The 23,570-nt window shown below is 58.6% G+C and carries 21 protein-coding genes and 1 pseudogene; all 22 read right to left on the bottom strand.

What is annotated here, in order from left to right; all coding sequences use genetic code 11:
• Window positions 1–4: 4 nt before the first annotated feature.
• The 22 genes and pseudogenes from ACNYC6_RS21270 to rfbF all read right to left on the bottom strand — a co-directional run bounded on the left by ACNYC6_RS21270 (window position 5) and on the right by rfbF (window position 23,354).
• Window positions 5–1,210: a sensor histidine kinase gene (locus ACNYC6_RS21270; protein WP_419712995.1), complete on the bottom strand. Its 1,206-nt coding sequence runs from the start codon at window positions 1,208–1,210 to the stop codon at window positions 5–7.
• 128 nt (window positions 1,211–1,338) lie between these two features.
• Entirely contained in the window at window positions 1,339–2,814 is a 1,476-nt protein-coding gene (locus ACNYC6_RS21265; protein ID WP_160106523.1) for a sigma-54 dependent transcriptional regulator, read from the bottom strand.
• Between the two features lie 172 nt (window positions 2,815–2,986).
• Window positions 2,987–3,283 carry a flagellar protein FliT gene (locus ACNYC6_RS21260; protein ID WP_419709020.1) on the bottom strand — a complete coding sequence of 99 codons (297 nt, stop codon included), beginning with the start codon at window positions 3,281–3,283 and terminating at the stop codon, window positions 2,987–2,989.
• Between the two features lie 10 nt (window positions 3,284–3,293).
• Window positions 3,294–3,689 carry a flagellar export chaperone FliS gene (gene fliS, locus ACNYC6_RS21255; RefSeq protein WP_419709019.1) on the bottom strand — a complete coding sequence of 132 codons (396 nt, stop codon included), beginning with the start codon at window positions 3,687–3,689 and terminating at the stop codon, window positions 3,294–3,296.
• A 129-nt stretch (window positions 3,690–3,818) separates the two neighbouring features.
• On the bottom strand, window positions 3,819–5,243 hold the full coding sequence (gene fliD / locus ACNYC6_RS21250; RefSeq protein WP_419709018.1) for a flagellar filament capping protein FliD: 1,425 nt from the start codon (window positions 5,241–5,243) through the stop codon (window positions 3,819–3,821).
• An 82-nt stretch (window positions 5,244–5,325) separates the two neighbouring features.
• Window positions 5,326–5,694 (bottom strand): flagellar protein FlaG, encoded by a 369-nt coding sequence (locus ACNYC6_RS21245; RefSeq protein WP_419709017.1) that lies wholly within the window; start codon window positions 5,692–5,694, stop codon window positions 5,326–5,328.
• 72 nt (window positions 5,695–5,766) lie between these two features.
• Complete coding sequence (locus ACNYC6_RS21240) at window positions 5,767–6,618, bottom strand: flagellin domain-containing protein (RefSeq protein WP_419709016.1); 852 nt, start codon at window positions 6,616–6,618, stop codon at window positions 5,767–5,769.
• A gap of 253 nt (window positions 6,619–6,871) precedes the next feature.
• Entirely contained in the window at window positions 6,872–7,141 is a 270-nt protein-coding gene (locus ACNYC6_RS21235; protein ID WP_419709015.1) for a hypothetical protein, read from the bottom strand.
• Window positions 7,138–8,430: a motility associated factor glycosyltransferase family protein gene (locus tag ACNYC6_RS21230; RefSeq protein ID WP_419709014.1), complete on the bottom strand. Its 1,293-nt coding sequence runs from the start codon at window positions 8,428–8,430 to the stop codon at window positions 7,138–7,140. The genes ACNYC6_RS21235 and ACNYC6_RS21230 overlap by 4 nt, the downstream gene beginning before the upstream one ends.
• 80 nt (window positions 8,431–8,510) lie before the next feature.
• Window positions 8,511–9,437 carry a ketoacyl-ACP synthase III gene (locus ACNYC6_RS21225; RefSeq protein ID WP_419709013.1) on the bottom strand — a complete coding sequence of 309 codons (927 nt, stop codon included), beginning with the start codon at window positions 9,435–9,437 and terminating at the stop codon, window positions 8,511–8,513.
• A gap of 229 nt (window positions 9,438–9,666) precedes the next feature.
• Complete coding sequence (gene pseI / locus ACNYC6_RS21220; protein WP_419709012.1) at window positions 9,667–10,719, bottom strand: pseudaminic acid synthase; 1,053 nt, start codon at window positions 10,717–10,719, stop codon at window positions 9,667–9,669.
• Window positions 10,716–12,215 (bottom strand): UDP-2,4-diacetamido-2,4,6-trideoxy-beta-L-altropyranose hydrolase, encoded by a 1,500-nt coding sequence (pseG, locus tag ACNYC6_RS21215; protein WP_419709011.1) that lies wholly within the window; start codon window positions 12,213–12,215, stop codon window positions 10,716–10,718. Before pseG ends, pseI begins: the two co-directional genes overlap by 4 nt.
• On the bottom strand, window positions 12,212–12,907 hold the full coding sequence (gene pseF / locus ACNYC6_RS21210; protein WP_419709010.1) for a pseudaminic acid cytidylyltransferase: 696 nt from the start codon (window positions 12,905–12,907) through the stop codon (window positions 12,212–12,214). Before pseF ends, pseG begins: the two co-directional genes overlap by 4 nt.
• Window positions 12,908–12,913: 6 nt before the next feature.
• Window positions 12,914–14,077, bottom strand: coding sequence for a UDP-4-amino-4,6-dideoxy-N-acetyl-beta-L-altrosamine transaminase (pseC, locus tag ACNYC6_RS21205; protein ID WP_419709009.1), 1,164 nt, complete (start codon window positions 14,075–14,077; stop codon window positions 12,914–12,916).
• Window positions 14,074–15,075 (bottom strand): UDP-N-acetylglucosamine 4,6-dehydratase (inverting), encoded by a 1,002-nt coding sequence (gene pseB / locus ACNYC6_RS21200; protein WP_419709008.1) that lies wholly within the window; start codon window positions 15,073–15,075, stop codon window positions 14,074–14,076. The genes pseC and pseB overlap by 4 nt, the downstream gene beginning before the upstream one ends.
• A gap of 30 nt (window positions 15,076–15,105) precedes the next feature.
• Complete coding sequence (locus tag ACNYC6_RS21195; RefSeq protein ID WP_419709007.1) at window positions 15,106–18,036, bottom strand: TIGR00180 family glycosyltransferase; 2,931 nt, start codon at window positions 18,034–18,036, stop codon at window positions 15,106–15,108.
• A gap of 45 nt (window positions 18,037–18,081) precedes the next feature.
• Window positions 18,082–18,816, bottom strand: coding sequence for a cephalosporin hydroxylase family protein (locus ACNYC6_RS21190; protein WP_419709006.1), 735 nt, complete (start codon window positions 18,814–18,816; stop codon window positions 18,082–18,084).
• Window positions 18,817–18,903: 87 nt separating this feature from the next.
• Window positions 18,904–19,740, bottom strand: a pseudogene (locus ACNYC6_RS21185) (NAD-dependent epimerase/dehydratase family protein); the annotation flags it as partial.
• Window positions 19,737–20,963, bottom strand: a complete 1,227-nt coding sequence (locus ACNYC6_RS21180) for a methyltransferase domain-containing protein (protein WP_419709005.1) — start codon at window positions 20,961–20,963, stop codon at window positions 19,737–19,739. The pseudogene ACNYC6_RS21185 and the gene ACNYC6_RS21180, both read right to left, overlap by 4 nt.
• The gene (locus tag ACNYC6_RS21175; RefSeq protein WP_419709004.1) at window positions 20,960–21,520 is read right to left on the bottom strand and encodes a dTDP-4-dehydrorhamnose 3,5-epimerase family protein; all 561 of its coding nucleotides are present in this window, start codon (window positions 21,518–21,520) and stop codon (window positions 20,960–20,962) included. The genes ACNYC6_RS21180 and ACNYC6_RS21175 overlap by 4 nt, the downstream gene beginning before the upstream one ends.
• Complete coding sequence (gene rfbG / locus ACNYC6_RS21170) at window positions 21,517–22,599, bottom strand: CDP-glucose 4,6-dehydratase (protein ID WP_419709003.1); 1,083 nt, start codon at window positions 22,597–22,599, stop codon at window positions 21,517–21,519. The genes ACNYC6_RS21175 and rfbG overlap by 4 nt, the downstream gene beginning before the upstream one ends.
• Window positions 22,581–23,354: a glucose-1-phosphate cytidylyltransferase gene (gene rfbF / locus ACNYC6_RS21165; protein ID WP_419709002.1), complete on the bottom strand. Its 774-nt coding sequence runs from the start codon at window positions 23,352–23,354 to the stop codon at window positions 22,581–22,583. Before rfbF ends, rfbG begins: the two co-directional genes overlap by 19 nt.
• Between the last annotated feature and the right edge of the window lie 216 nt (window positions 23,355–23,570).

Below are 23,570 nucleotides of genomic sequence, written 5' to 3'. Positions count from 1 at the left end.
ACCTTCACTCCGCTCCCTGAGCACTGCTTTTTTCGCTGACAAAAAGCGGCAGGATGACCTGCGCACACGTACCTCGGCCCACCCGCGAACGCAATTGCAATTCGCCTTGATGGGCACGGGCAACGGCCTTGACCACGGTCAGGCCGAGGCCGGTGCCGGTGGCCTTGGTGGTGAAAAACGGCTCACCCAGACGCGCCAGCACAACGCCGTCAATCCCGCTGCCGCTGTCGCTGACACACACACGCAAGTGGTTGTCCCGGGTATACAGATGAACCTTCAGGCGCACGTCGCCGGCACTGGCTTGAATGGCGTTTTCGATGAGGTTGAGAATGGACCCGACCAAGGTGTCGCGACTGCACAGCAACTCGCCGGCATGGCTGTCGCATTGCCAGCGGACAGGCAGGTCTTGCACATGGGTCAGGGCTGCCGCTTGCAGCGACTGCATCAATTGCTTGGGGGTTACGCGATCGGTCAGCGGCAATTCACCGCGTGCAAACACCAGCATGTCGCGCACCTGATGTTCCAGCTCGTGCAGGCGCTCTTTGAGACGCCCGGCGAAACGTTGCCGGGTCTCGACTGGCAATTCCTGCTCAGTCAAATGACTGGCGTAGAGCAGCGCGGCGGACAACGGCGTACGAATCTGATGAGCGAGAGACGCAACCATGCGACCGAGAGAGGACAGTCGCTCGTGGCGGGCCAGTTGATCTTGCAGGTGACGGGTTTCGGTCAGATCGTTGAGCAACACCAGCTGGCCGGGCTCAGCATCCAGCGAGCGAGTCGCAATCGACAAACGCCGCCCATCCTTGAGCGAGACTTCATGACCGTCGTCTTCACGAGGCGCAAAGCAGCGGGCAATGACATGCCGCCACAACTCACCTTCCAGCGGCAGACCGAGCAGTTCGCAGGCTGCCGGGTTGGCTTCGCGCACGATGCCCTGGGCGTCGATGACGATCACGCCGCCGGGCAGCAGGTCGAGAAGGTTCTGTAGACGGTTGGCCAGGCGTTCTTTTTCCGCCAGCTCCTGCATGCGCTGGGCGCTGACCACAGCCAGCTCACCCTTTAGCTCAGTGACCCGGGCTTCGAGCATGCTGTAGGAACTGGTCAACTGACTGGACATCTGGTTAAACAGGGCGAATGCCTGCTCGAGGCCAAGCCGGCTTGCCTGTTCTACGGACGACGATTGCCCCAGGGCATTAGGGACAGGAGACATCTGGGCGACTTGGGGCATCGTGCTCTCTCGCTTGGCTGACCGTCAGTGAAACGGAACGTTGCGAGGGACGTAGCAATACCCGTGCCTAAAAAAAACTACTTAAAAATGAACCGCTTGAAAAACAGGCGTCAATCATCCGCCTGCTCGTCTCCGTCACGACGGCTCATGCCGTACTTGCGCATCTTCTCTACCAGCGTGGTACGGCGGATACGCAGCCGTTCGGCGGCACGCGCCACAATGCCATTGGCGTCGTCCAGCGCTTGCTGGATCAAGCCCTGCTCCAGACCACCAAGGTAGTCCTTCAGGTCCAGGCCTTCCGGCGGCAGCATGGCGCTGGCCGTGAAGTCCGGGGTATGACCGTTGATGGCCACCCGCTCTTCAAGATCGCTGCGCAGGCTGTCGACCATCTGCTCGTCTTCGTCATCGACATAGCGGAATTTCTTCGGCAACTCGACCACACCGATCACACCGTATGGGTGCATGATCGCCATGCGCTCCACCAGGTTTGCCAGCTCGCGGACGTTGCCCGGCCAGCCGTGACGGCAAAGCGACATGATGGCGGCCGAGTTGAAGCGGATCGAGCCGCGCTTCTCATGCTCCATGCGCGAGATCAGCTCGTTCATCAGCAGCGGAATATCTTCGACGCGCTCACGCAACGGCGCCATCTCGATCGGGAACACATTCAGGCGGTAGTACAAGTCTTCGCGGAAGGTGCCGATCTCGATCATGCTTTCGAGATTCTTGTGGGTCGCCGCAATGATGCGTACGTCGACGCTCTGGGTCTTGTTGCTGCCCACGCGCTCGAAGGTGCGCTCCTGCAATACGCGCAGTAATTTGACCTGCATCGGCAGCGGCATATCGCCGATTTCGTCGAGGAACAGGGTGCCGCCGTTGGCCAGTTCGAATCGACCGGCGCGGCTGGTGATCGCGCCAGTGAAGGCGCCCTTCTCGTGACCGAACAATTCGCTTTCGAGCAGCTCAGCCGGGATCGCCCCGCAGTTGACGGGCACGAACGGCGCTTCGCGGCGCTTGGAATGATAGTGCAGGTTGCGCGCAACCACTTCCTTGCCGGTCCCGGACTCGCCGAGGATCAGCACGCTGGCATCGGTGTCGGCGACTTGCTGCATCATCTGACGGACGTGCTGGATCGCCCGGCTGGTGCCGACAAGGCTACGGAAAAGATTGGGTTCGCGATGGCGACCGCGCTCGCGGGCCTGGTCGTACATTTCGCGGTAGACCTGGGCACGGTGCAGCGAGTCGAGCAATTTGCTGTAGCTGGGCGGCATTTCGAGCGTCGAAAGCACCCGGCGACGCTGGTCTTCTGGCAAGTCAATGGAAGAATTATCGCCCATTAGCAAAACCGGAAGGAACTCATCCCATGTAGAGAGTGTCTTTAGCAAGCCCAGAAGCGCACCAGGAGCATTGACCGTCCCGATGAGGACACAAATCACTTCTCGACTAGACGACAAAGAGCCGACAGCCTGCTGCCAGTCATGGCTACCGCAGGGTAAATTTTCTTCACCGAGAAAATTTAAAATCACCGCCAGGTCGCGGCGGCGGACGCTATCGTCGTCTATCAGCAGAATTTTGGTTTCACGCCACATGCAATAGCTACTTCCCTAGTCAACTTGATGCCCAAAATACCGGGGCAAGCTAAACGCTTGCAGGCAAAAATATGCCTGAAGACGACTGAAATCTGGAACAGCCACTAGTTAAGTCAAAAAACCGTGCACAGTCAAATTTATGGCGCACTATGTTTGGATTAACTGGCGTCAATTAACCAAACAGATGGTAAACCTTTGCCGCGTTCTGTGCTTGATGGATCTGCGACATTTCATCAACTATCGCCTGTCTTTCCCCAGTCGCCGCTTCCAGAAGCTGCTTGTACACCCTCAGCAACTCCTCAAGGTTTTCGCGCAACGCCACCTCGTCCACCGAAGCCTCACTCAAGACGTCTTCCATGCAGGAACGGCAAGCCAGGTCCAACTCACCGATAGCTTCCCAGTTTCGCTCGGCGAGAGCTCCCACCAGGCTTTCACGAGTTTCTTCGATTCTCTGCAAGACAAGACTCATGGTGATCTCCTTAGAATTGCGGACCCGCCGCGGCGATAGCATCCCAACCGTCCTTGACGGTGCGAAGCAAATCGGCGACTTCGTCGAGAATCCTTGGATCTGTCTTGGTGTTGGCCTCGACCAGACGCTTCATCATATAGGTGTACAGGGTATCCAGCTCCCCTACCGACTCAGCCTGATTCTCAAGATCCAGACCTTCACGCAGACCGCCAATGATGCCGATGGCCTTGCCGATCAAAATGCCTTTGTTCGGGATATCCTTGCGCTCCATGGCACCTTTGGCCTGTGCGATGCGATCCAGGCCACCTTCCATCAACATCTGCACCAGACGGTGAGGACTGGCTTCGGAAGTCTGCGCCTGCGCGCCAATCTTCTGGTATTGGCGAAGGGCTAACATTGGATTCATGTTGTACCTCATCAAATTCTGTAGCTCGTATAACCAATGTATCGACGACGCGTCAAAAAGCTTTAGATCCAAAAGCGAAAAACCCGGCTCGCTAAAAAAAGCTGCCGGGCTTTTGGCGCTTAAACAGAATCAGCTGCTACTTTTTTGAGCATTCATCGCTTCAAACATTGAAGTGATGTTGCTGGCCGTCGCCTTGAGCTGGCCAACCAGAAGATCCATGGCGTTGTATTTTTTCGTGAGCACCGCAGTCAGCGTTTCAATGCGACGATCCAGAGCCTCCTGATCATCGCTCAACTTTGATTTCTGCAAATTCAGATTGGCGGTCTTGCTGGTGAGAATGCCGTCGATCGTATCAGTGTAAGGCTCGATAGCACTGCTCATCCGAGCCAGCAACCCATCATCCCCCAGGAAGAGGCTCTGAATCTCCCCGCCCAACTTCTTATCCTCAAGGGCGGCGGTGAAAGTAGTGCTATCAAACGCCAGGGTGCCATCCCGCTGAGTAGCAATACCCAACTGGGACAGTACCGTGAGCTTCCCACTCGAAGTAGAGGTCGCCAACTCGGAACGCACAGCCGCCAGGATCGAGCGAGGCGTCGAATCACCTGACAAGGCTGCAGCAACGGTCAGATTACCATCCTCATCGGCTGTATTAGTGGTCAGGGTGCCGATCGTTTTTACCAGATTGTTGTAAGCATCGACGAAAGACTGCAGCGAAGTCTTCAAGCCAGTAGTGTTGGTAGCGACCGTTACTGTCGACTTGCCACCCGCCGCCACCAGATCAAAACTCAAACCGGAAATCGCATTGCTGACCGTGTTCTTGGCGCTGGTCAAAGCCAGACCGTCGACTGTGAACTTGGCGTCTGCCGCCAGGGCGGAAATGGCCCCCGCGCCACCCGTGTCAGAAATCAGCTTCTTGCCATCGATATTCAAAAAATCGAGATCCGTACTGCCATCGGCAGCGGAAGCAGCAACAGAAATATCCGAGCCTTCCCCGGTTACGGTAGAGCCGAAAACCAGGCGCGAGCCACTAGAGTCATTAATGATGTTTGCAGAAATGCCGCTGGCCTGCAGCTTGCTGTTGACCGCATCACGAACCTCTTGCAGCGTCGAGGTCGCACTGATATCCACCGTATAGACATTGGTGCCTTGAGTGATCTCCAGGCTACCAGCAGGAATTGCACTGGCCTGAGCGGCAGTCAAGGACGAGGTGGCTACTTTCGATGAAGTGGCCAGGCTTTGCACTGCTATCTCATAGGAACCGCTGACCGCAGAGTTGGTCGCGGTAGCCTTGACGGACGCCTCATTGGAAGAAGTCGCCGCAAACCCCAGAAATGCTGGAGTTGTGGTGCTATTGAGTTTATCCAAGGCCGCCTGATAAGCCGCGAGAACGCTTTTCAACTGCCCGACGCCCGACAGAGCAGCAGTGTTGACTTTGGTCTGCCTGTCGATCTGGCTTTGTTTAGCAGCCTTGTCGGCGTCAACCAGAGCAGTGATGATCGACGAGGTATCAAGGCCGGAGCCCAAGCCTGTACCCGGTAGAATTATACTTGCCATGCAGATCTCCCTTCAGTGTCTCGCCGGCCTTTTGACCACTACAACGCCCAAAAGAACATTGCAACAAAATTCGTGCCAGTTATCAGACTTTAGCGCTGAACAACAGGCTGCTTGCATCATTCAAACTATTGGCCAGCTTAAGGACTTCTTCGTTGGGGATCTGACGAATCACCTCACCGGAGTCACTGGCAATCACTTTGACTACAACTTTGCCGGAGGGCTCATCAATCGAGAACTCCAGGTTACGCTTGACCGATTGCACGAACTTTTCGATTTCCTGAACGGCCATCTTCAGTTTTTCCTGCTCGGTCTGATCGCTTTTACCTTCATCCTTGACGGCAACCACTGGCGCAGTTTCCGCTAGAGGCTTGCGCGCAGGCGTATCGGCAACAGTCGTCGTCGCCTGCTGCGACGCAGGATAAGACAAGTTCAGCTTGACGCTCATATCCATGTCCATCACCTCTTAAAGTAAAAAGCGAGAGAGCGCGACATGCACACTCCCCCGCCAAAACGCACCCAGCTATTACTGAAGCAGTTTCAGTACAGCGGACGGCAGTTGGTTGGCCTGGGCCAGAACTGCGGTCGAAGCTTGTTGCAGAGTTTGTTGCTTGGTCAGCTGTGCAGTTTCAGCAGCGAAGTCGGTATCTTGTACGCGACCCAGTGCAGCACTGGCGTTTTCGTTGATGTTCTGCAGGTTGGAGATGGTGCTGGTCAAACGGTTTTGTGCAGCACCCAGGTCAGCACGGCTGGTGTTGATGGTTTTCAGTGCCAAGTCGATTGCGTCGATTGCAGCCTTGGTGCTGGCTTCAGCCGTGGCACTGTCAGTACCAGTTACAGCGATGGTTGCAGAATCTACGCTCAGGGTAGCCGCGTCGAAGCCGCTGTCCAGAGTGATGGTGATCTGGTTGGTAGCGCCAGTGTTGGAACCGACCTGGAAGGTCATGGTGCCAGCAGTACCGTCGATCAGGTTTTTGCCGTTCAGGTTGGTCGACGCGGCGATACGAGTCAACTCGTCCGACATTGTTGCGAATTCTTTGTTCAGAGCAGCACGGTCATCGGTGCCGTTCGAGTCGTTTCGTGCTTGAACAGCCAGTTCACGCATACGCTGCAGAATGTTGGTCGATTCCTGCATCGCGCCTTCAGCGGTCTGAGCAATCGAGATACCATCGTTGGCGTTTTTGATCGCCATGGTCTGACCGCGGATCTGCGAAGTCATACGGGTAGCGATTTGCAGACCGGCGGCGTCGTCTTTAGCGCTGTTGATTTTCAGGCCGGAGGACAGACGAGTCATCGAAGTCGACAGAGCATCAGAAGCCTTGTTCAGGTTTTTCTGTACGTTCAACGATGTAACGTTAGTGTTTACTGTTAAAGCCATGACGAATTCCTCGTTGGTTGGGTACTGCGGCTTCCGGCCCTGGCAACCGCCGGGTATGGCCTAGAGAACCTTCGTAATAGTTATCGTCGGGAATGCAACTTGCTTTAGGGGATTTTGAAAAATATTTGCCATCACGACGCCATCCCTCATAAATCAATGGATTGCGAGCACCGCGACAGCGAAAAAATGGCGTCATGGAAGTGGCGCTGAATTGCGCAAGAGGACTTACTAGTACCGACAGAAGAGAAACTGTTTAAAGGGACAGATTGTCAGCCAGTAGATGAGGCAGCTCATACTCCAGATAATCAGCCAGCGCCAACCAGTTTTGAGCCTCCTGACATAGAAGCAGACTTCCGAGCAAGGCCAGCCACTGCTGTTGAACATCTGTCGGTGCAAAATCGAAGGACACCTGCAGCGCAGCAGCCAACTCAATCATCGCCAGACCGGCCTCCACGTCGCGCCCCAGACGGAACATCACCGCGCAGCGTTGTGCCTCCCTGACGAAGGACTCGACCGTACTCATACCGCCAACTCCGGATGAAACACAACACCGGCGATCATCGCCCCGGCCCGACTGCTGTTATAGAAGCGCACATGCGGGTGGCCAGTAATAAAACGCTCCAGCTCACACAAATAGCTGCGGAAGTTGAGCTGGGTCTTGATCCGCTGCCCATGACCATCCAGTACCCAGTGCCTGGCGGCCCCCAGCTGAGGCCCAAGCTCGCCATCGCCCCAACCGGCGTGGGTCTTGTCGCCGGGGAAAGCGAAGTCTGCACCGAACAGAGTGATTTGCGCCGCGCCCATCTTCACCGCCAGGTCCACCGCCGGGTGAATCACGCTGCCACCATAATGGAGCTCACCTCTGGGCAACTGGATTCGCAATGACTGGTACATCGGGCTGGCGGAGTAAGCCGCATACTTTTCGCCCTGCCAGGCCCCCAACACCTGCGGATCGACCATTGGCATGTAAACCAAGCTGATGCCTGAGGTACCTTCCGGCGGCAAATGGCTGGTCGAGATGCGCTGATCGATACTGACCACAATGTCGGGGCGGATACCGTGCCTGAGTAACGGTCGATAGGCGGTGTCGACACAGATGAACAACGGTCGCTCCACCTGATTGCGCAGAACGTGCAATGCCTCGAAGTGCGGCTCCAGGCTCGGGCCGGTGGCAATGACAAACACTTCCTGTCCTTGCCGCTTGCCGAACAGTTCAGCTACATCACCATCGGACTGCACCCATTTCAGGCTGGCCTGCAAGCGCTCGACGATCTGCGGCGCCTGCGGATCGAACTCACGGTTATTGAAGGTGAGGTGGGTTTCGCTGATCAACCGGTCGCGAATTTTCGCATTGAAGTCATCCGCCAGCACCAACTCCGACGGCAAGGCAAAGTACGGCAGGTGAATTTCCGGTAGATCTCCTGCATACCGGAGCTCCACTCGAGGATCGCTTAGCCAGGGTTGTTGGTCGAGCAATTGCAGGACCAAAGCGAACACCGCACCGTTCAGTATGTGCACGCACAAGCGTTCAAGCCCGACGCGTCGCAATAGCTCCAGTTGCAGATCACCAAGGCCCGTGCCGTAGACGTGCAGCACCTGGCAGTCGATCGGTAGGCTGCCCGCCTGGAGCCCGGCCTCGCGGGTGCGGTCATGCCGGCTGGTCAGCTGAATGCCGTTGATGCTCAGGGTCGAGCCCAGGCCTTCTGTCAGATCAACCTCCAACAGGTGCGTCTCTTCAACCAACAAACGCTCGGCCAGTGCTGGCCAGCGGCGCTGTATGACCGCGACGTTGGGTTCAAAGAACTCGCTCATGGAGCCTCGCTTTCAATCGGACAAAAAAATAGCGCTCAAGGTTACACCTTGAACGCTATTGTTGTGCTTGGGTTTATCACTCAAGGGCGATGGATAATCGCCGAGCCCCACGACAGGCCTACACCGAAACCACTGATTGCAATGCGATTCCAGTCGGAGTCCAGTACGTGTTTTTCGAGCAGCAATGGAATGCTCGATGACACGGTGTTGCCGGTTTCTACCATGTCCTTGATGAACTTCTCCGGCGCACCCTCGAAGCGCCGCGCAACGGCATCGACAATGGCCGCACTGCCCTGGTGGATGCAGAAGGCGTCGATGTCGTCGACCTTCAGGCCAGAATCGTCGAGCAGCTCATGCAGATGCGCCGGGACTTTAAGCAGGGCGAAGTTGAATACCTGACGACCGTTCATGAAGAACACACCGTCGGTGACCTTCAAGTGCGGCGCACCGGAACCGTCAGTGCCAAATTTGGACTTGCCCAGCTCCCAGACCGGATTCTCGCCCATCCAGGTCGCGGTGGCGGCATCGCCGAACAACATGGTGGTGTTGCGGTCTTCCGGGTCGACAATCTTCGAATATGGGTCGGCGGTGATCAGCAGGCCGTTCTTCAGGCCGGCAGCTTCCATGAAGCCCTTGATCGCGTAGATGCCGTAAACGTAGCCGGAGCAGCCCAGGGATATGTCGAACGCAGCCACGTTGGTTGGCAGACCGAGTTTGTCCTGGACGATGGCGGCCGTGTGCGGCAGACCTTCTTCGTCGCCGTTCTGGGTGACAACGATCAGCGCGTCGATGGACTCGCGCTTCAACTCAGGATTACTGGCAAACAGCGCATTGGCCGCTTCAACGCACAGATCGGAGGTTTCCTGATCAACGCCCTTGCGCGGCAGGAAGGCCGAACCGATCTTGCCCAGGATGAATTCTTCATCCTTTTCGAATTTTGCACCTTGTGCGTAATTGTCCACGCCGGCTACAGGAACGTAGCTCGCAATGCTTTTTATGCCAATCATTACGGCTTCCCAATAATAAACAGCCCAATACAACCGCTCGCAAGGAATCGAGGGGCGCCGACAAACAGTCATTCCGCCGCCCGCCAAGGAGCGACAGCGAGAAGAATAAAGGGCTATCACTGAACCCTGCGAAGGGTCAGGCGCCATCTCCCCGGTCAATACAATACAGTGAAGATGCGCGTTCTGACTCGCAGGTCACGCTAAATTGCCGAATCAATCCTGCAAAGGGTTATTCGACCAACGACCAGTCCAGCGGCGTACCGCGCTTCAGGTCCTGCTTGGCGCGGCGGCCGATAAGGCGCTCGGCGTGTTTGGGGGCGAGTCCCAGCCCCGGACGAATGGCCCGCAGATTGGTCGCCGTGAAGGCGTCCCCGGCGACCATGTCCTGGACGACGTACAGTGAACGGCGATACACCAATGACTTTTGCTCGGCCTCGGTCACGCCGTATTGCACCTGACCCAAGGCTTGCCAGGCACGTTCGGTTTCCACTACCAGACTGGCAAGCTCTGCCGGCTCCAGGGAGAAACTGGCATCCACCCCGCCCGCAGCGCGGTCGAGTGTGAAGTGTTTTTCCACCACAGTCGCTCCCAGTGCCACGGCGGCGACGGAGACGCCCACGCCCATCGAGTGATCGGAAAGCCCAACCTGACAACCAAACAGCTCACGCAGGTGCGGGATCGTCCGCACATTGCTGTTGGCCGGCGTCGCCGGGTACGTGCTGGTGCATTTGAGCAGCACCAGGTCCTTGCACCCCGCTTCACGGGCCGCGCGCACGGTCTCGTCAAGTTCGGCGATGCTGGCCATGCCGGTGGAGATGATCAACGGCTTGCCGGTGGCCGCGACCCGACGAATCAAAGGCAGGTCGGTGTTTTCGAAACTGGCGATTTTGTAAGCCGGCACGTCGAGACTTTCGAGGAAGTCCACCGCACTGTCATCGAACGGTGTGGAGAACGCCAGCATGCCTAGTTCCCTGGCACGGGCGAAAATCGGCGCATGCCATTCCCATGGCGTATGAGCCTTCTCGTACAGCGCGTACAACGAAGTGCCGGCCCAAAGACTGTTGGGGTCCTTGATGAAAAACTCACCTTCGGACAAGTCCAGGGTCATGGTTTCGGCGGTGTAGGTTTGCAGCTTCAAGGCGTGGGCGCCGGCCTTGGCCGCGGCTTCGACGATCTGCAAGGCCACATCCAGCGACTGGTTATGGTTACCGCTCATCTCGGCAATGATGAACGGCGGCGCATCGGCACCGATCAAGCGATTGCCGATCTTGAAACTAGTCATTGGTGATCCTTTAACACGCGCGTAAACGCACAAGCATTCTGGGTGAAACCAGCCTCGCGGAAAACCTTCAGCGACGGCTGATTGGCCGGCAACACCTGAGCGGTGATAGCTTGCAGTTGCGGCCAATGTGCGGCGACGAAGGCTTCGCCCCGCACCAGCAGCGCCCTGCCCCAGCCCAGACCGAAACGGCCTTCGAACAGATAAATCGACACTTCGGCCCGAGAGCCGTCAAAGTCATAACGCAGCACGCCGACCGGGCCATCATCCGCCTCGGCAATCAACAGCAACCGGCGCGGATTGCTCAGGCTCGCGGCCAGCCAAACCTGATGCCGCTGCCAATCGATGACGTGCGTGTCCAGCGACCAGCGTCGTACCGCCTCGGCATTGCGCCCCTCGAACAACAAGTGCGCATCTTCCTGATTGGCCCGACGAAGCTGCAGTACCGCACCCGCCAGTGCTGCCGCCACTCGCAGTGCCCCGCGGCCATCGACCAACTGCCGAGAACGCTCGGCCAGGCTCTGACGAAAACCGTGATTGCCCGCGACAAAAGCGATGGCCTGGCGCAACTGCTCGATGCCGACCTGCTCGCGATTACCCAGGAACACATGAGCACCCGAGATCGCCATCAACTCGCCATTGGCCTGCTGATTATTCGAAACCGCAATGCAGATCGTCGGCAGCCCCATGGCCGCGCGCTCCCAACTGGTGCCGCCACCGGCACCGACAAACAGGTCGGCCTCGGTCATCAGCCGAAAGAAATCGCTGATAAAACTGTTCAGGCGCCAATTCGGACGATAAGCCGCCAGGCTCTGAATCTGCTCCCAGGCCGGGTTGTCGACGCCAGCAACGAAATCGACCTCCAGCTCATGAAAATCCGCCAGCGCCAGCATCGCATGATGAGTCTGCATCGCCGCATCGAAGCCGCCGAAATTCACCAGCACGCGCTTGACCTGAGGCTTGATCTCGATCGCAGGGCAGCAGAACTCATCGCGCAGCATCGCGAAACGTGGGCCAAGCAACGTCTGGCAGCCGGGTGCCAGCAGCGAGGCATACGCTTCCTGGGTACCCGACAGATTTTGATTGAGCAGCAGATCGACGCTGTAGATTCGAGTGGCGAGGTCGTCCACCGCCGCGATCCGTGGCGCCCAGCGACGGGCCGCAGTCTGCCAGTGATGGTCGAGGCCATAGTGGTCAACGATGATCCAGTCAAAGGCCGGATGGTTTTCCAATGCTTGCCCTAACGCATCGATATCTGCCTGCCATGGCAACATGGCTTCGATGGCCTGCTGCGGGTCTTCATCGGGATAACGATTCATCAGCGCGAAGGTCTCGAAACCCTCCGCGGCCAGGCTGTCCAGTCGATGCCCCGGCAACAGGCGACACGCGAAAGCCACGTGCGTACCTTGCTTGCGCAACACTCGGGCCAGAGTCAGGCAACGGGCGATGTGGCCGCTGCCAATGGTCGGCGAAGCGTCGGCGCGAATCAGCACTCTCATTGCAGCTCTCCACCGGCCTTCAACGCGGCATAAAGGTACTCGGCACGTTTCCAGTCTTCGAGGGTGTCGATGTCCTGCACCAAGTGTCGCGGCAGAATCACCGGCAGGCTCGCCGGGGAGAACAACACATCACCGCGCAACCACGCTTCGCAGCGCCCCCAGTAGAACTGGCCTGCGTCCTGATAGGCTTCGGCCAAATCCTGAGAACGAGTGTTGCGAAATTCCGGATAGAGCGAGATCAAGGCACCCTGCTTGTCGAGGGTCAAGGCGCGCTGCACCGGGAAGCCGAAACCGGTGACGGAAAATGCGTAAGACTTGTCTGCATGCTGCTCCAGCAATTCATGTCCCTGACGCAGATACCGCGCCTGCAACAATGGCGCGGTCGCGTAGAGGCAGCAGGCATAGTCGAACGGTTGCAATTGATTCAAGGCATGCATGATCACCGCAGCGGTGCCGGTGAAATCATCGGCCAGCGACGCGGGACGCATGAACGGCACTTGAGCGCCGTGAGCCCGCGCGACATCGGCGATTTCCTCATCGTCGGTGCTGACGATCACCTGATCGAATAGCTTCGAATCCAGTGCCGTGCGGATCGAACGGACGATCATCGGCACACCATCGAACGGTTTGAGGTTCTTGCGCGGGATGCGCTTACTGCCACCACGGGCCGGAATGATCGCAACGCAGTTCAAGAGTCACTACTCCTCAAGGACCAGCCGTCGCAGTTGCTCGACCACAGCGTCCTGTTGTTCATCGCTCAGCAAAGGAAACAGCGGGAGGCTGATGGCCTCGGCGTAATAACGTTCGGCCTGCGGGAAGTCACCTTCGGCAAACCCCAGTTCGCGATAGTAGGGCTGCAAGTGCAGCGGAATATAGTGCAGGTTCACGCCAATCCCGGCCGCTCGCAAGCCTTCGAATACCTGCCGGTGGCTGAGGCTGATTCGATCCGTCTGCAGCCGCACCACGTACAGATGCCACGCCGACTCGGCCTCGGGTTGAGCGCTGGGCAAGGTCAGCGGCAAGTACGCCAGCAACCGGTCATAACGCGCCGCCAGTTCACGACGGCGCTCGATGAAGCCATCGAGCTTGTTCATCTGCGACAGACCGAGGGCGGCTTGCAGATCGGTGATCCGATAATTGAAGCCCAATTCCACTTGCTGGTAGTACCAGGGACCGTGGCTGGGTTCGGTCATCTGCTGCGGATCGCGGGTCATGCCGTGGCTGCGCAGACGCTGCAGGCGCTCGGCCAGTTCCGGGCGATTGGTCAGGACCATACCGCCTTCGGCACTGGTGATGATCTTCACCGGATGGAAACTGAACACCGTCATCGCCGCAAATTCGCCACACCCCACCGGGCGCCCGGCATAGGACGCACCGACCGCGTGGGAGGCATCTTCGATCACCGTGAAACCATAGCGCTCGGCCAGTTCTGCGATCATCCGCATGTCGCAGCTTTGACCGGAAAACGCCACCGCCACCAGCACCTTCGGCAATTTGCCGTCGCGCTCGGCCTGCTCGAGCTTTGTCGCCAGGGCAAAGGCGTCGAGGTTCCAGGTCAGCGGATCGATGTCGACAAAATCGACTTCAGCGCCGCAGTAGCGACCGCAGTTGGCCGAGGCCAGAAAGGTATTCGGCGTGGTCCACAACCGATCGCCCGGCCCAAGTCCCGCCGCCAGGCAGGCGATGTGCAGCGCGGCGGTGGCATTGCACACCGCCACCGCAAAATCAGCCTGGCAACGCTCGGCCATGGCCTGCTCGAAACGCTCGATGGTCGGCCCTTGAGTCAGCCAGTCGGACTGCAACACGGCGACCACCGCATCGATGTCCGCCTGATCGAGGCTTTGCCGACCGTAGGGAATCATGCCGACAGTTCCGCGTGCAGGTCGGCGATCTGGCCGACTGAAAGGAAATGCGGATTGGTGTCGGAGCGGTACTCGAAGTCTTCGCTCACAGGCTTGCCCTGCTCGCCCAGCTTGTCCACGGCGAAGTCCACATCGACGCTGGTGAAGCGGATCGACGGCTGAATGGTGTAGTGATCGGCGAACTCCAGGGTCATGCGCGCGTCGTCCAGCGGCACCATCAGTTCATGGAGTTTTTCCCCCGGACGAATACCGACGTTTATGTGCGGTAAGTGCTCAGCCATGCCCAGCGCCAGATCGACAATGCGAATCGACGGAATCTTCGGCACGAACACTTCACCGCCGTGCATTCGCGCGAAGCTGTCGAGCACAAACTGCACACCGTGATCGAGGCTGATCCAGAAGCGCGTCATGCGCTCGTCGGTGATCGGCAACGCAGTTGCGCCGTCGGCAATCAGTTTGCTGAAAAACGGCACCACAGAGCCGCGCGAGCCAGCCACGTTGCCATAGCGGACCACAGCAAAGCGGGTCGGCTGTTCGCCGGCAATGTTGTTGGCGGCCACGAACAGTTTGTCCGACAGCAGCTTGGTCGCGCCGTACAGGTTGATCGGGCTGGCAGCCTTGTCGGTGGACAGCGCAACCACTTTCTTCACGCCATTGTCGATGGCGGCGGCGATGATGTTTTCCGCGCCATTGACGTTGGTACGAATGCACTCGGTAGGGTTGTATTCCGCCGCCGGCACTTGTTTCAGCGCGGCAGCGTGCACCACGTAATCGATGCCGCGCATGGCATGGCGCAATCGCTCGGCATCGCGCACATCGCCCAGGAAGTAGCGCATGCACGGAGCGTTGAACGTCTGCTGCATCTCGTACTGTTTGAGCTCGTCGCGCGAGAACACCACCACACGCTTGGGCTGGTATTGCTCGAGCAAACGGCGGATGAAGTTGCGCCCGAACGAACCGGTGCCGCCCGAGATGAAAATCGATTTACCGTTGAACATGCCTTGAGTCCTATTACCTGTCAGCCAGACTTATGCGAGCAACTGCGCCCAGTTCACACTGGAGGCGTCGCTAAGGGTAAAGCCCTTGCCGGTCAGGGCCAGGTTCTGGTTGTAAGCGGCGTCCTGAGCGAAGCGCGCTTGCCACTTGTCACGCAGGGCGCTGGCCAATTGGGGAGCGTCTGGCAGCAGGCCCGGGTGCAGGAGCTGCGCCTGCGGGCACCAAACCGTCAGGTAACCGGCATCAGCGACTTTCAGGCACAGGTCGATATCGGCAAACGCCTCGTCGAAATGCTCTTCGTCCAGGCCACCGACGGCCTGGTACAGATCCTTGCGGATTATCAGGCAGGCACCGGAAACAGCCGAATAGTTCTGCTCGACCTGATGGCCGAACATATAGCCCTTGGCGTCTTTGCGCTCACCGACAAATGCCGACCCGATCAGGCCATTGGGACCAAGGATCAAACCGGCCTGAGTCGTCACACCACGAATGTCCATCAATTTGGCGCCAACGATACCGACTTCAGGTCGCTGAGCCTGGTTAAGCATGGCGTCGAGCCAGTTGGCGTTGAACACTTCAGCCTCGGCTGACAGCAACACCAGGTATTCACCCTTGGCTTCACCGACCGCCAGGTTGTGCAGCGCCGAACTGCTCAGACGCTGGCCACTGTGCAGGACACGAATACGCTCGCCCTTGCCTTGCAGGCTGCTCAGCCAAGCTGCCAGTTCTGGTGACTGGCTGTGATTGTCGGCGATCAACACTTCGTGACGCTGATATCGGGTGCGTTGCAGCACACTGATCAGTGCCCGTTGCAGATGTTCCAGATTGTCCTGACTGTGCAGGATGATCGATACCTGTGGTCGCTCGGCGTGTTGGTAATCAATCTGCCAGGTTGGCGGCAGCGACGAGCGGACCTGGCCGCGGTAGCCACGGTTAGCCAGATGGCGCGTCAGCACCCGACGTTCCTCGGCGTTCTCTTCAGTAGCGCTTGCGCTGCAGATCAACAATGGCTCGGCCAGGTGTGCCAGGCCACCCAGGCCACCGTTTTCAATCAAGCGCAGCAACAGGTCGAACTCCAGAGCATCGGTGCACTCCGGCGAGAAACCTTTGGCCTGAACCAGAACGTCACGCTGGATCAACCAGTGCCGCGCCATCATCGACGGGACGGTTTGCAGCAAATCGAGGTTGACCCCGGGACGGAATACATCCACCAGGGCACCGTTTTCCTGACGCTGGATTTCGTCCATCGCCACCGCACGCACACCTTCGGCACCGATGAGCTCAAGGCTTGCACGCAGCAAGCCACTGGAGGTGAGCTGGTCACCGGCCTCGGCCAGCAGCAGCCAGTCCGCCGTGGATTGAGCGACAGCCTGGTTGATTCGCTCCACATAGTTCGCGGCGCTGACTTTGACAAAGTGCACGGTGTCGCGCGCGGACGTGGTTGCCGGCAACTCACCGGTGGTGAAGACCACCACCTTGAAGGCCTTGCAATGACCGTTGACCAGGCTGTCGAAAGTCGCCTGCAACTTAAACATGTCCGCGTCCAGGTCCAACAGCAAAATCCCGAACTGCGGGCCGCCATTGTGCGCGTCCAGGTGGCTGGCAATGGCGGGTAGCTGCGCAGCATCGGGATTGCGCGACTCCAGCCAGTCGAGCAGACGCCCGGACGGCATGTTCTTGAACAATGCACGGTCGTCCTGCCCCGGCACCGAATCCAGGCGCTCGACCCAGGCCTGCAACTTCAGACCTTCCTCTGCCTCTTCGGTACTTTTGAGCAACTCAGCCAGGCGTCTTACCACCGAGCGGTTGAACACGTTGAGGCTCAATGCCTCCCACAGACGGGCGCGCAAGGTGCGCTCGTTGTCGTTAGGCTGGACGCGCATCAGCTCGTGCTGGCGCAGCAGAATGCCTTCCAGCTCCTGAAGTTGCAGACGACCGGCCGGCATCGCGTGAATCAGGAACTCGAACTCCGTCAGCAGATCGAACATCGGCTTGTTGTAGAAAGGCATCTCGACGAACTGCAACTCACCGAAACGGCGGGAAGGATCCGCGTCATGTTGTTTCCACAGTGATCGAAAAACCAGTACGGAGGCCAGCGACTTACCGGTCAGCAAGCAATCGGCCATGGCCTTGAAGCTGTCCAGCGCTATCTGTTTGCGCTGTTGCGGGTCCTGATTGGCGATCCCGGTAGGTAGGGACGCCAGAAACTCCGCGAAGCGATCCCGGTCGGCAATGGTTTTCGGATCGGTGTAGGTCAGTACAGTGAGCACATTGGTGTTGTGCTCGGAACCACCGTAGTTCACCTCACGTACCGCGAATGGAATCGGCAGAATGCGTGCCTTGGCACAGGCCAGCAGATAGTAGGTGTGGCCAATTTCCTGCCACTCGAAACTCGTACCCGGTGGAAGGGCGCGGTACCACTGTTGCAGCAGATCGGTACGGGTCACCGCATAAAAGGGCGGCAGAAACTGGCTCATGAATTCCATGACCCGCTCTTCGCCCAGCTCGGACGAATAGTCCTCGCACACCCGAAGATCACGTCGGTAGTAATTGACCTCGGTAGCGCGGGCCAGATACATCATGCCGTAGCCATGGCACAAGCCGTAATCCGGGTTGGCCTCAAGGAATTCGACTGACCGCGTCATAGCATCGTGCAACAGGAAGTCATCATCAGCCGCAAACACCATGTACGGTGTGGTGACTTGCTCGACACCATAAGTGACCTTGTCCTGCAGGCCGGTATAGCTGAATTGGGGAAGATGGCGATAGTCCACGTCAGGAAAATGCGCTGTCGCGAGCGCATTGGCTTCAGGCGTTGAATCCAGAACCAGAATCTTGCAGGCGTAACTGCTGTAGTACTGCAAGGCTCTTTGCAGGAACGCAGGCCGATTGTGAGTAATCAGTACCAGCGTGAAACGCTCACTCAAAGGCCCGAATTTTTCTGCGTTGATCTGCACGTGCATCACCTTTCCCTACCATCAATTATTTATGCTTTGAAAAAACCGAGATCAGCGAATACGACGCAAGTAACCGTCTTCCGCCACAGTGATCAGCAGTTTGTTATGCATCTGGCGGTCGATTTCGAAGTCGCGGTTTTCTTCGAGAAAGGCCCAGACAGCCGTTCGCGGGTTATCACCCTTGCCCCACGGACGATCCGGAAACGCATCTTCTGGCATGTTTTCGACAACGGTGTCCATGACGACGCAGTAGCTGTCGACCGAGACCAGTGGTGCATACAGACGCAGCTCCTGGAGCACGTGCTCATGGGTGTGGTTGGAGTCGAGCACCAGGATGACTTTCTTGCCTGCCGCCGCCGCACGCACTTGTTCGACGATTGCCGGATCAAGGCTCGAACCTTCGATCATGCTCACGCGCTTGAACATCGGGTGCGCCTCAATGGCCTGACGGTTGTGCGCGCGGATATCACGATCGATACCCAGCACTTCGCCATGGCCTTGCAGCTCCAGCAACGAGGCGTAGTACAGGATCGAACCGCCGTGGGCGATGCCGCACTCGATCACCAGATCCGGCTTGACCTGCCAGATGATTTCCTGCATCGCCATCATGTCCTGGGGCAGCTGGATAATCGGTCGGCCCATCCAGGAAAAGTGATAGGTGTACTTGTGCTTGGCCGATTCGTTGTAAAAATCACGGGCCAGGTCTTTGAGCTTTGCGTTAGCACCCTGCTCAACGATTTCAGCCTGGCATTCGGCTTCGAATGCTTCATTCACTGTTTTGGTCATTTTCCAATCTCACTCAATATTAAATATCGCTGGCCCGGCCAACGTCGTCAGGTCGATTCGATCAAGCGATGGGGTTTGTTCTTTGAGCAGCAACTCATGCAGTCGCTCGCTATCGCCCCAGAACGCCATTGGCTCATGGGTTGGATAAGGGTAATGACCCAGGTTCAAATGGATCGATGCGTCGCGTTCTCGCAGCCGCTGCTCGACCAATGCGCGAACCGATATCGGCTGTCCGCTGGCGCAGTTGATAACACCGTCGAACCGCCGCTGAAACAAGATCGCGGCGAGATAACCGGCGGCCGTGTCGATCGCCAGGTAGTCACGCAGTTGTTCACCCGCGGACATGTTGAACGTCGCTTCACCGGCATCAATGGCCCGATCCAGCGCCGCCAGCAGACTGCCGGGGTTCTGTCCGGCGCCGTGCAGGTAAAACAGTCGCGCCCATTGCAGGGTGAACGGCTGCTGGCGCTGCAAGGTTTCAAGAAATAGGCGCAGGGTATTCTTCGCCAAGCCGTAGGCGTTGCTCGGCTGCGGCGTGCTCAGCTCGCTGAGCGGCCCGCTCTGCATGCCGTACTCGAAACAGGTCCCGGTCACCATTACCTGCGATACACCCGCTTCGACAATGCTTTTGATGAACCGGTAATCGGCCATCAGGTTGTGCTCGAAATGAAACAGCGCCTGATAGTTCGGCAACCCTGGCCAGGCCAGATGCGCCAGGGCATCGACGCCCTCCGTCAGCGTGGCAATGTCCAGATCGATGGCGTGCACATCCATGGCGACGAACTCCACGTCGTTGATCCATGGCAGGTTGGCAGCGGTCTGGGCATTACGCGCCACTGCCCGTACCTGACAGCCACGGGCGAGCAACGCTGCAACCAGATGCCGGCCGACGAACCCGGTGGCCCCGGTAACCAGAACTTTCACAGGACGATCAACTCTGGCACGGCGATCACGAAACGGCCATCCCACTGGCGTACCCGGGCCAACTGCTCACTGACTTCGTGCAGCAGGTTCCATGGCAGCACCAGGACGTAATCCGGCTTCTCCATGTCGATCTGCGCCGGCGAGACAATCGGGATACGACTGCCCGGCAGATACTTGCCCTGTTTGTGCGGGTTGGCATCGGCGACCCAGGCCAGCAGATCCGGTTTGACGCCGGCATAGTTGAGCAACGTATTGCCCTTGGCCGCCGCGCCGTAACCGACCACACGCTTGCCGTCGGCCCTGGCCTGCAACAGGAATCGCAGCAGTTCGTGCTTGATCCGCTCGGCGGCGGGCGCGAGGGTCTTGTAGTAATCGGGGGTTTTCACTCCCGCGGCGAGTTCGGCCTGCAATTGCTGCTGAACCGCCGGCTGCACGGCGCGGCGATCACCGTCGTCACGCTGGACGAATACTCGTAGTGAACCGCCGTGGGTCGACAACTGACTGACGTCGAACACTTCCAGGCCATTGCGCTCGCACAAGGTCTGCACAGCGGTCAGGGACAAGTAGGAATAGTGCTCGTGATACAGCGTGTCGAACTGCTGCCCGGCCATCAGCGTCAGCAACTGCGGAAACTCGAACGTTGCCACACCGGAGGGTTTGAGCAGGGTCGCGAAACCACCGAGGAAATCATTGATGTCAGGGACGTGGGCCAGCACATTGTTGGCGGCCATCAGGTCTGCCGCCCAACCTTCGCCGCTCAGCTGCGTTGCCGTCTCACAGCCGAAGAACAGTTCGCGAATCTCCAGGCCTTTTTCCCGCGCCGCTTGTGCGGTGCTGCGCGTGGGTTCGACACCCAGGCAAGGAATGCCACGCCCGGCCACGTACTGCAACAGGTATCCGTCGTTGGCGGCGATTTCCACCACGCGGCTGTCAGCCGTCAGGCCGAAGCGCTCGACCATCTCTGCCACATAGCGCTCGGCATGGGCCAGCCAAGTGCTGGAGAACGAACTGAAATAGGCGTACTCGGCGTCGAACAGGCTGTCGGCGCTGGTGTAATCCTCGGTCTGCACCAGCCAGCATTGCTGACACACCGCAACCTTCAGCGGCACCCATTGCTCGGCTTGTTCAAGCTGATCGGCGCGCACATAAGCGTTGGACGGCGGTGAGGTGCCCAGGTCGATCAGCGGCAAGGTCAGAGGAGTACCGCAACCACGGCAGTTCATAGACGTACTCCAGCGAAGTGTTCATCGAGCAAGGGATGGCTGGAATCCCTGGCCGACAGATTATTGACAGGCAACGGCCAGGCAATCGCCAGCCGTGGATCGTTCACCGACAACCCGCCCTCGTGTTCCGGCGTGTAGTCGGCGCTGTGCAGGTAGAGCAACTCGGCATCGTCGGTCAGCGTCTGAAAACCGTGGGCGAATCCGGCCGAAATCAGCAGACCGCGACCATCGCCGGCCCGCAGGTGTTCGGCGTGCCAGTGCAGGAAAGTCTCGGAGTCGGGCCGCAAGTCCACCGCCACATCCCAGACCTCGCCACGCAGGCAAGTGATCAACTTGGCTTCCGGTACACTTGCGTTCTGATAGTGCAGGCCTCTGACACTGCCCCGTTCACGGGTACAGGAATGGTTGATCTGACGAATATGGAACGGCTGGCCAAAGGCGCTCAGACTGCCTTCGCAAAACAGTCGAGCGAAGTGCCCCCGCTGATCCTCGAAGCGTTTGTGCTGCACGCTGAACAGCCCAGCCAGTGGCAACGTTTTCAACAGAAACTCGCTCACAGCACGCCTCGGTACAGATTCAACTGACCCAACGTGAATTCACGCATGTCGTCGCCTTTTTTCCAGGCCAAGTGCCAATCGAGGGTCTGCGCCAGACATTGCTGCAACGACCAGCGCGGTTGCCAGGCCAGTCGCTGACGGGCGCGGCTGCTGTCCAGACGCAGCAGGCCGGCTTCATGCAAATCGCTCGGCTCGATGCGCAGGCCAGGCGCTTGCGGCCAGCGCTTGGCGAGCCGTTCGACCACTTCGCCGACGCTGCACATATCGGATTCGCCGGGGCCGAAGTTCCACGCGCCAGCGAACTCGGGGCCCTGCTCGTAAAGGCCGGCGGCCAGTTGAAGGTAACCGGCCAATGGCTCCAGGGCGTGCTGCCATGGGCGCACGGCTTGCGGGTAACGCAGGGTCACCGGTTCATCCGCCGACCAGGCCTTGAGCACATCGGGAACCAAACGCTCTGGAGCGAAGTCGCCACCGCCCAGTACATTGCCGGCGCGTGCCGTAGCCAAAGCCAGACCGTGTTTGTCATAACGCTCGGCCGGGAAGAACGATGCGGCGTAGGATTGCGCCAGTAATTCGCAACAGGCCTTGCTGCTGCTGTACGGATCGTGTCCACCGAGCGCTTCGTTTTCGCGGTAAGGCCACTGCCACTCCTGGTTGGCGTAGACCTTGTCAGTCGTCACCAGCACACAGGCGCGCACGCCGCCGATCTGGCGTATCGCTTCGAGCAGATTGAGAGTGCCCATGACGTTACTGGAGTAAGTTCCCAGCGGGTCGCGATAACCTTCGCGCACCAACGGTTGTGCCGCCAGGTGCAGGACGATTTCCGGTTGCACGTCGGCGATCAGTTCCAGCAAGGCGCCCAGATCGCGCAGATCGCCGCGTTGATCGTTGATGCCTTCAGCCACCCGCGCCAGTTCGAACAGGCTCGGCTCAGTTGACGGATCAAGCGAAAAGCCACTGACCTCGGCACCGAGACTTTGCAGCCACAACGTCAGCCAGCTGCCTTTGAAACCGGTATGGCCGGTCAGCAAGACTCGCTTGCCGCGCCAGAATTGCGGGCTCAGACCCATTGCTTCCATGGGGCCTCCCCGCTCTGCCACAGCGCTTCGAGGTGATTTTTGTCGCGCAGGGTGTCCATCGGTTGCCAGAAGCCGTCGTGTTCGAACGCCTGCAATTGTTCCTGGGCAGCAAGCTGAGCCAATGGCTCCGCCTCCCAAGTGGTTTCATCACCGGCGATGTACGACAGCACTTTGGGCGACAGTACAAAGAACCCGCCATTGATCCAGCCGCCGTCACCTCGAGGCTTCTCGGTAAAACCGAGCACTTGATCGCCGACCCGCTCCAACGCGCCGTAGCGACCGGGAGGCTGCACCGCCGTCACAGTCGCCAGCTTGCCGTGAGCGCTGTGGAAATCCACCAACTGACGAATATTGAGATCGGAGACGCCATCACCGTAGGTGAAACAGAATGCCTGCTCATCCTTCAGGTAGCGACCTGCCCGCAGCAGTCGGCCACCGGTCATGGTTTCCTCACCGGTATCGATGAGGGTAACGCTCCACGGCTCGCTGTAGTTCTGGTGGACGTCCATGCGGTTGTTACGCATGTCGAAAGTAACGTCTGAGGTATGCAGGAAGTAGTTGGCGAAAAAATCCTTGATCGCGTAGCCCTTGTAGCCAAGGCAGATCACGAAGTCATGAATCCCGTGGACAGAGTACTGCTTCATGATGTGCCAAAGAATTGGCTTGCCACCGATCTCGATCATCGGCTTGGGCTTGAGGTGCGACTCTTCGCTGATCCGCGTACCGAGACCACCCGCCAGAATTACTGCCTTCATCGCTGTCCTCTTGCTCTTGCTCTTGCTCTTTGCTTGGTGCGGCGCCCTCCGCAAGGGTCGGCGAACCGTCAGATGCACATCATTTACCCGCAGCCATTGGGCCGTTCAGCCCCCTGGAGGTGAAGGTTTTATGGCGATATACCGGGTGACTTGCAGGAAGTGAGCCAATTGCACAGAACAAAAAAAACGCCCGGATGCGAGTCACGCACGGGCGTT

Origin of the sequence: Pseudomonas sp. NFX224 (assembly GCF_048565165.1) — a bacterium.
Classification (GTDB): domain Bacteria; phylum Pseudomonadota; class Gammaproteobacteria; order Pseudomonadales; family Pseudomonadaceae; genus Aquipseudomonas.
This window is presented reverse-complemented; position numbering and strand designations above follow the sequence as displayed.

What these genes read in the sequence shown, in the direction of transcription:
- ACNYC6_RS21245 (WP_419709017.1), bottom strand. Translation starts at nt 5,694, where the DNA reads ATGGATATGAGCGTCAAGCTGAACTTGTCTTATCCTGCGTCGCAGCAG.
- ACNYC6_RS21265 (WP_160106523.1), bottom strand. Translation starts at nt 2,814, where the DNA reads ATGTGGCGTGAAACCAAAATTCTGCTGATAGACGACGATAGCGTCCGC.
- ACNYC6_RS21270 (WP_419712995.1), bottom strand. Translation starts at nt 1,210, where the DNA reads ATGTCTCCTGTCCCTAATGCCCTGGGGCAATCGTCGTCCGTAGAACAG.
- ACNYC6_RS21240 (WP_419709016.1), bottom strand. Translation starts at nt 6,618, where the DNA reads ATGGCTTTAACAGTAAACACTAACGTTACATCGTTGAACGTACAGAAA.
- ACNYC6_RS21230 (WP_419709014.1), bottom strand. Translation starts at nt 8,430, where the DNA reads ATGAGCGAGTTCTTTGAACCCAACGTCGCGGTCATACAGCGCCGCTGG.
- ACNYC6_RS21225 (WP_419709013.1), bottom strand. Translation starts at nt 9,437, where the DNA reads ATGATTGGCATAAAAAGCATTGCGAGCTACGTTCCTGTAGCCGGCGTG.
- rfbF (WP_419709002.1), bottom strand. Translation starts at nt 23,354, where the DNA reads ATGAAGGCAGTAATTCTGGCGGGTGGTCTCGGTACGCGGATCAGCGAA.
- ACNYC6_RS21235 (WP_419709015.1), bottom strand. Translation starts at nt 7,141, where the DNA reads ATGAGTACGGTCGAGTCCTTCGTCAGGGAGGCACAACGCTGCGCGGTG.
- pseI (WP_419709012.1), bottom strand. Translation starts at nt 10,719, where the DNA reads ATGACTAGTTTCAAGATCGGCAATCGCTTGATCGGTGCCGATGCGCCG.
- fliS (WP_419709019.1), bottom strand. Translation starts at nt 3,689, where the DNA reads ATGAATCCAATGTTAGCCCTTCGCCAATACCAGAAGATTGGCGCGCAG.
- pseB (WP_419709008.1), bottom strand. Translation starts at nt 15,075, where the DNA reads ATGTTCAACGGTAAATCGATTTTCATCTCGGGCGGCACCGGTTCGTTC.
- rfbG (WP_419709003.1), bottom strand. Translation starts at nt 22,599, where the DNA reads ATGGAAGCAATGGGTCTGAGCCCGCAATTCTGGCGCGGCAAGCGAGTC.
- ACNYC6_RS21180 (WP_419709005.1), bottom strand. Translation starts at nt 20,963, where the DNA reads ATGAACTGCCGTGGTTGCGGTACTCCTCTGACCTTGCCGCTGATCGAC.
- pseG (WP_419709011.1), bottom strand. Translation starts at nt 12,215, where the DNA reads ATGAGAGTGCTGATTCGCGCCGACGCTTCGCCGACCATTGGCAGCGGC.
- ACNYC6_RS21195 (WP_419709007.1), bottom strand. Translation starts at nt 18,036, where the DNA reads ATGCACGTGCAGATCAACGCAGAAAAATTCGGGCCTTTGAGTGAGCGT.
- ACNYC6_RS21260 (WP_419709020.1), bottom strand. Translation starts at nt 3,283, where the DNA reads ATGAGTCTTGTCTTGCAGAGAATCGAAGAAACTCGTGAAAGCCTGGTG.
- ACNYC6_RS21190 (WP_419709006.1), bottom strand. Translation starts at nt 18,816, where the DNA reads ATGACCAAAACAGTGAATGAAGCATTCGAAGCCGAATGCCAGGCTGAA.
- pseC (WP_419709009.1), bottom strand. Translation starts at nt 14,077, where the DNA reads ATGATTCCCTACGGTCGGCAAAGCCTCGATCAGGCGGACATCGATGCG.
- fliD (WP_419709018.1), bottom strand. Translation starts at nt 5,243, where the DNA reads ATGGCAAGTATAATTCTACCGGGTACAGGCTTGGGCTCCGGCCTTGAT.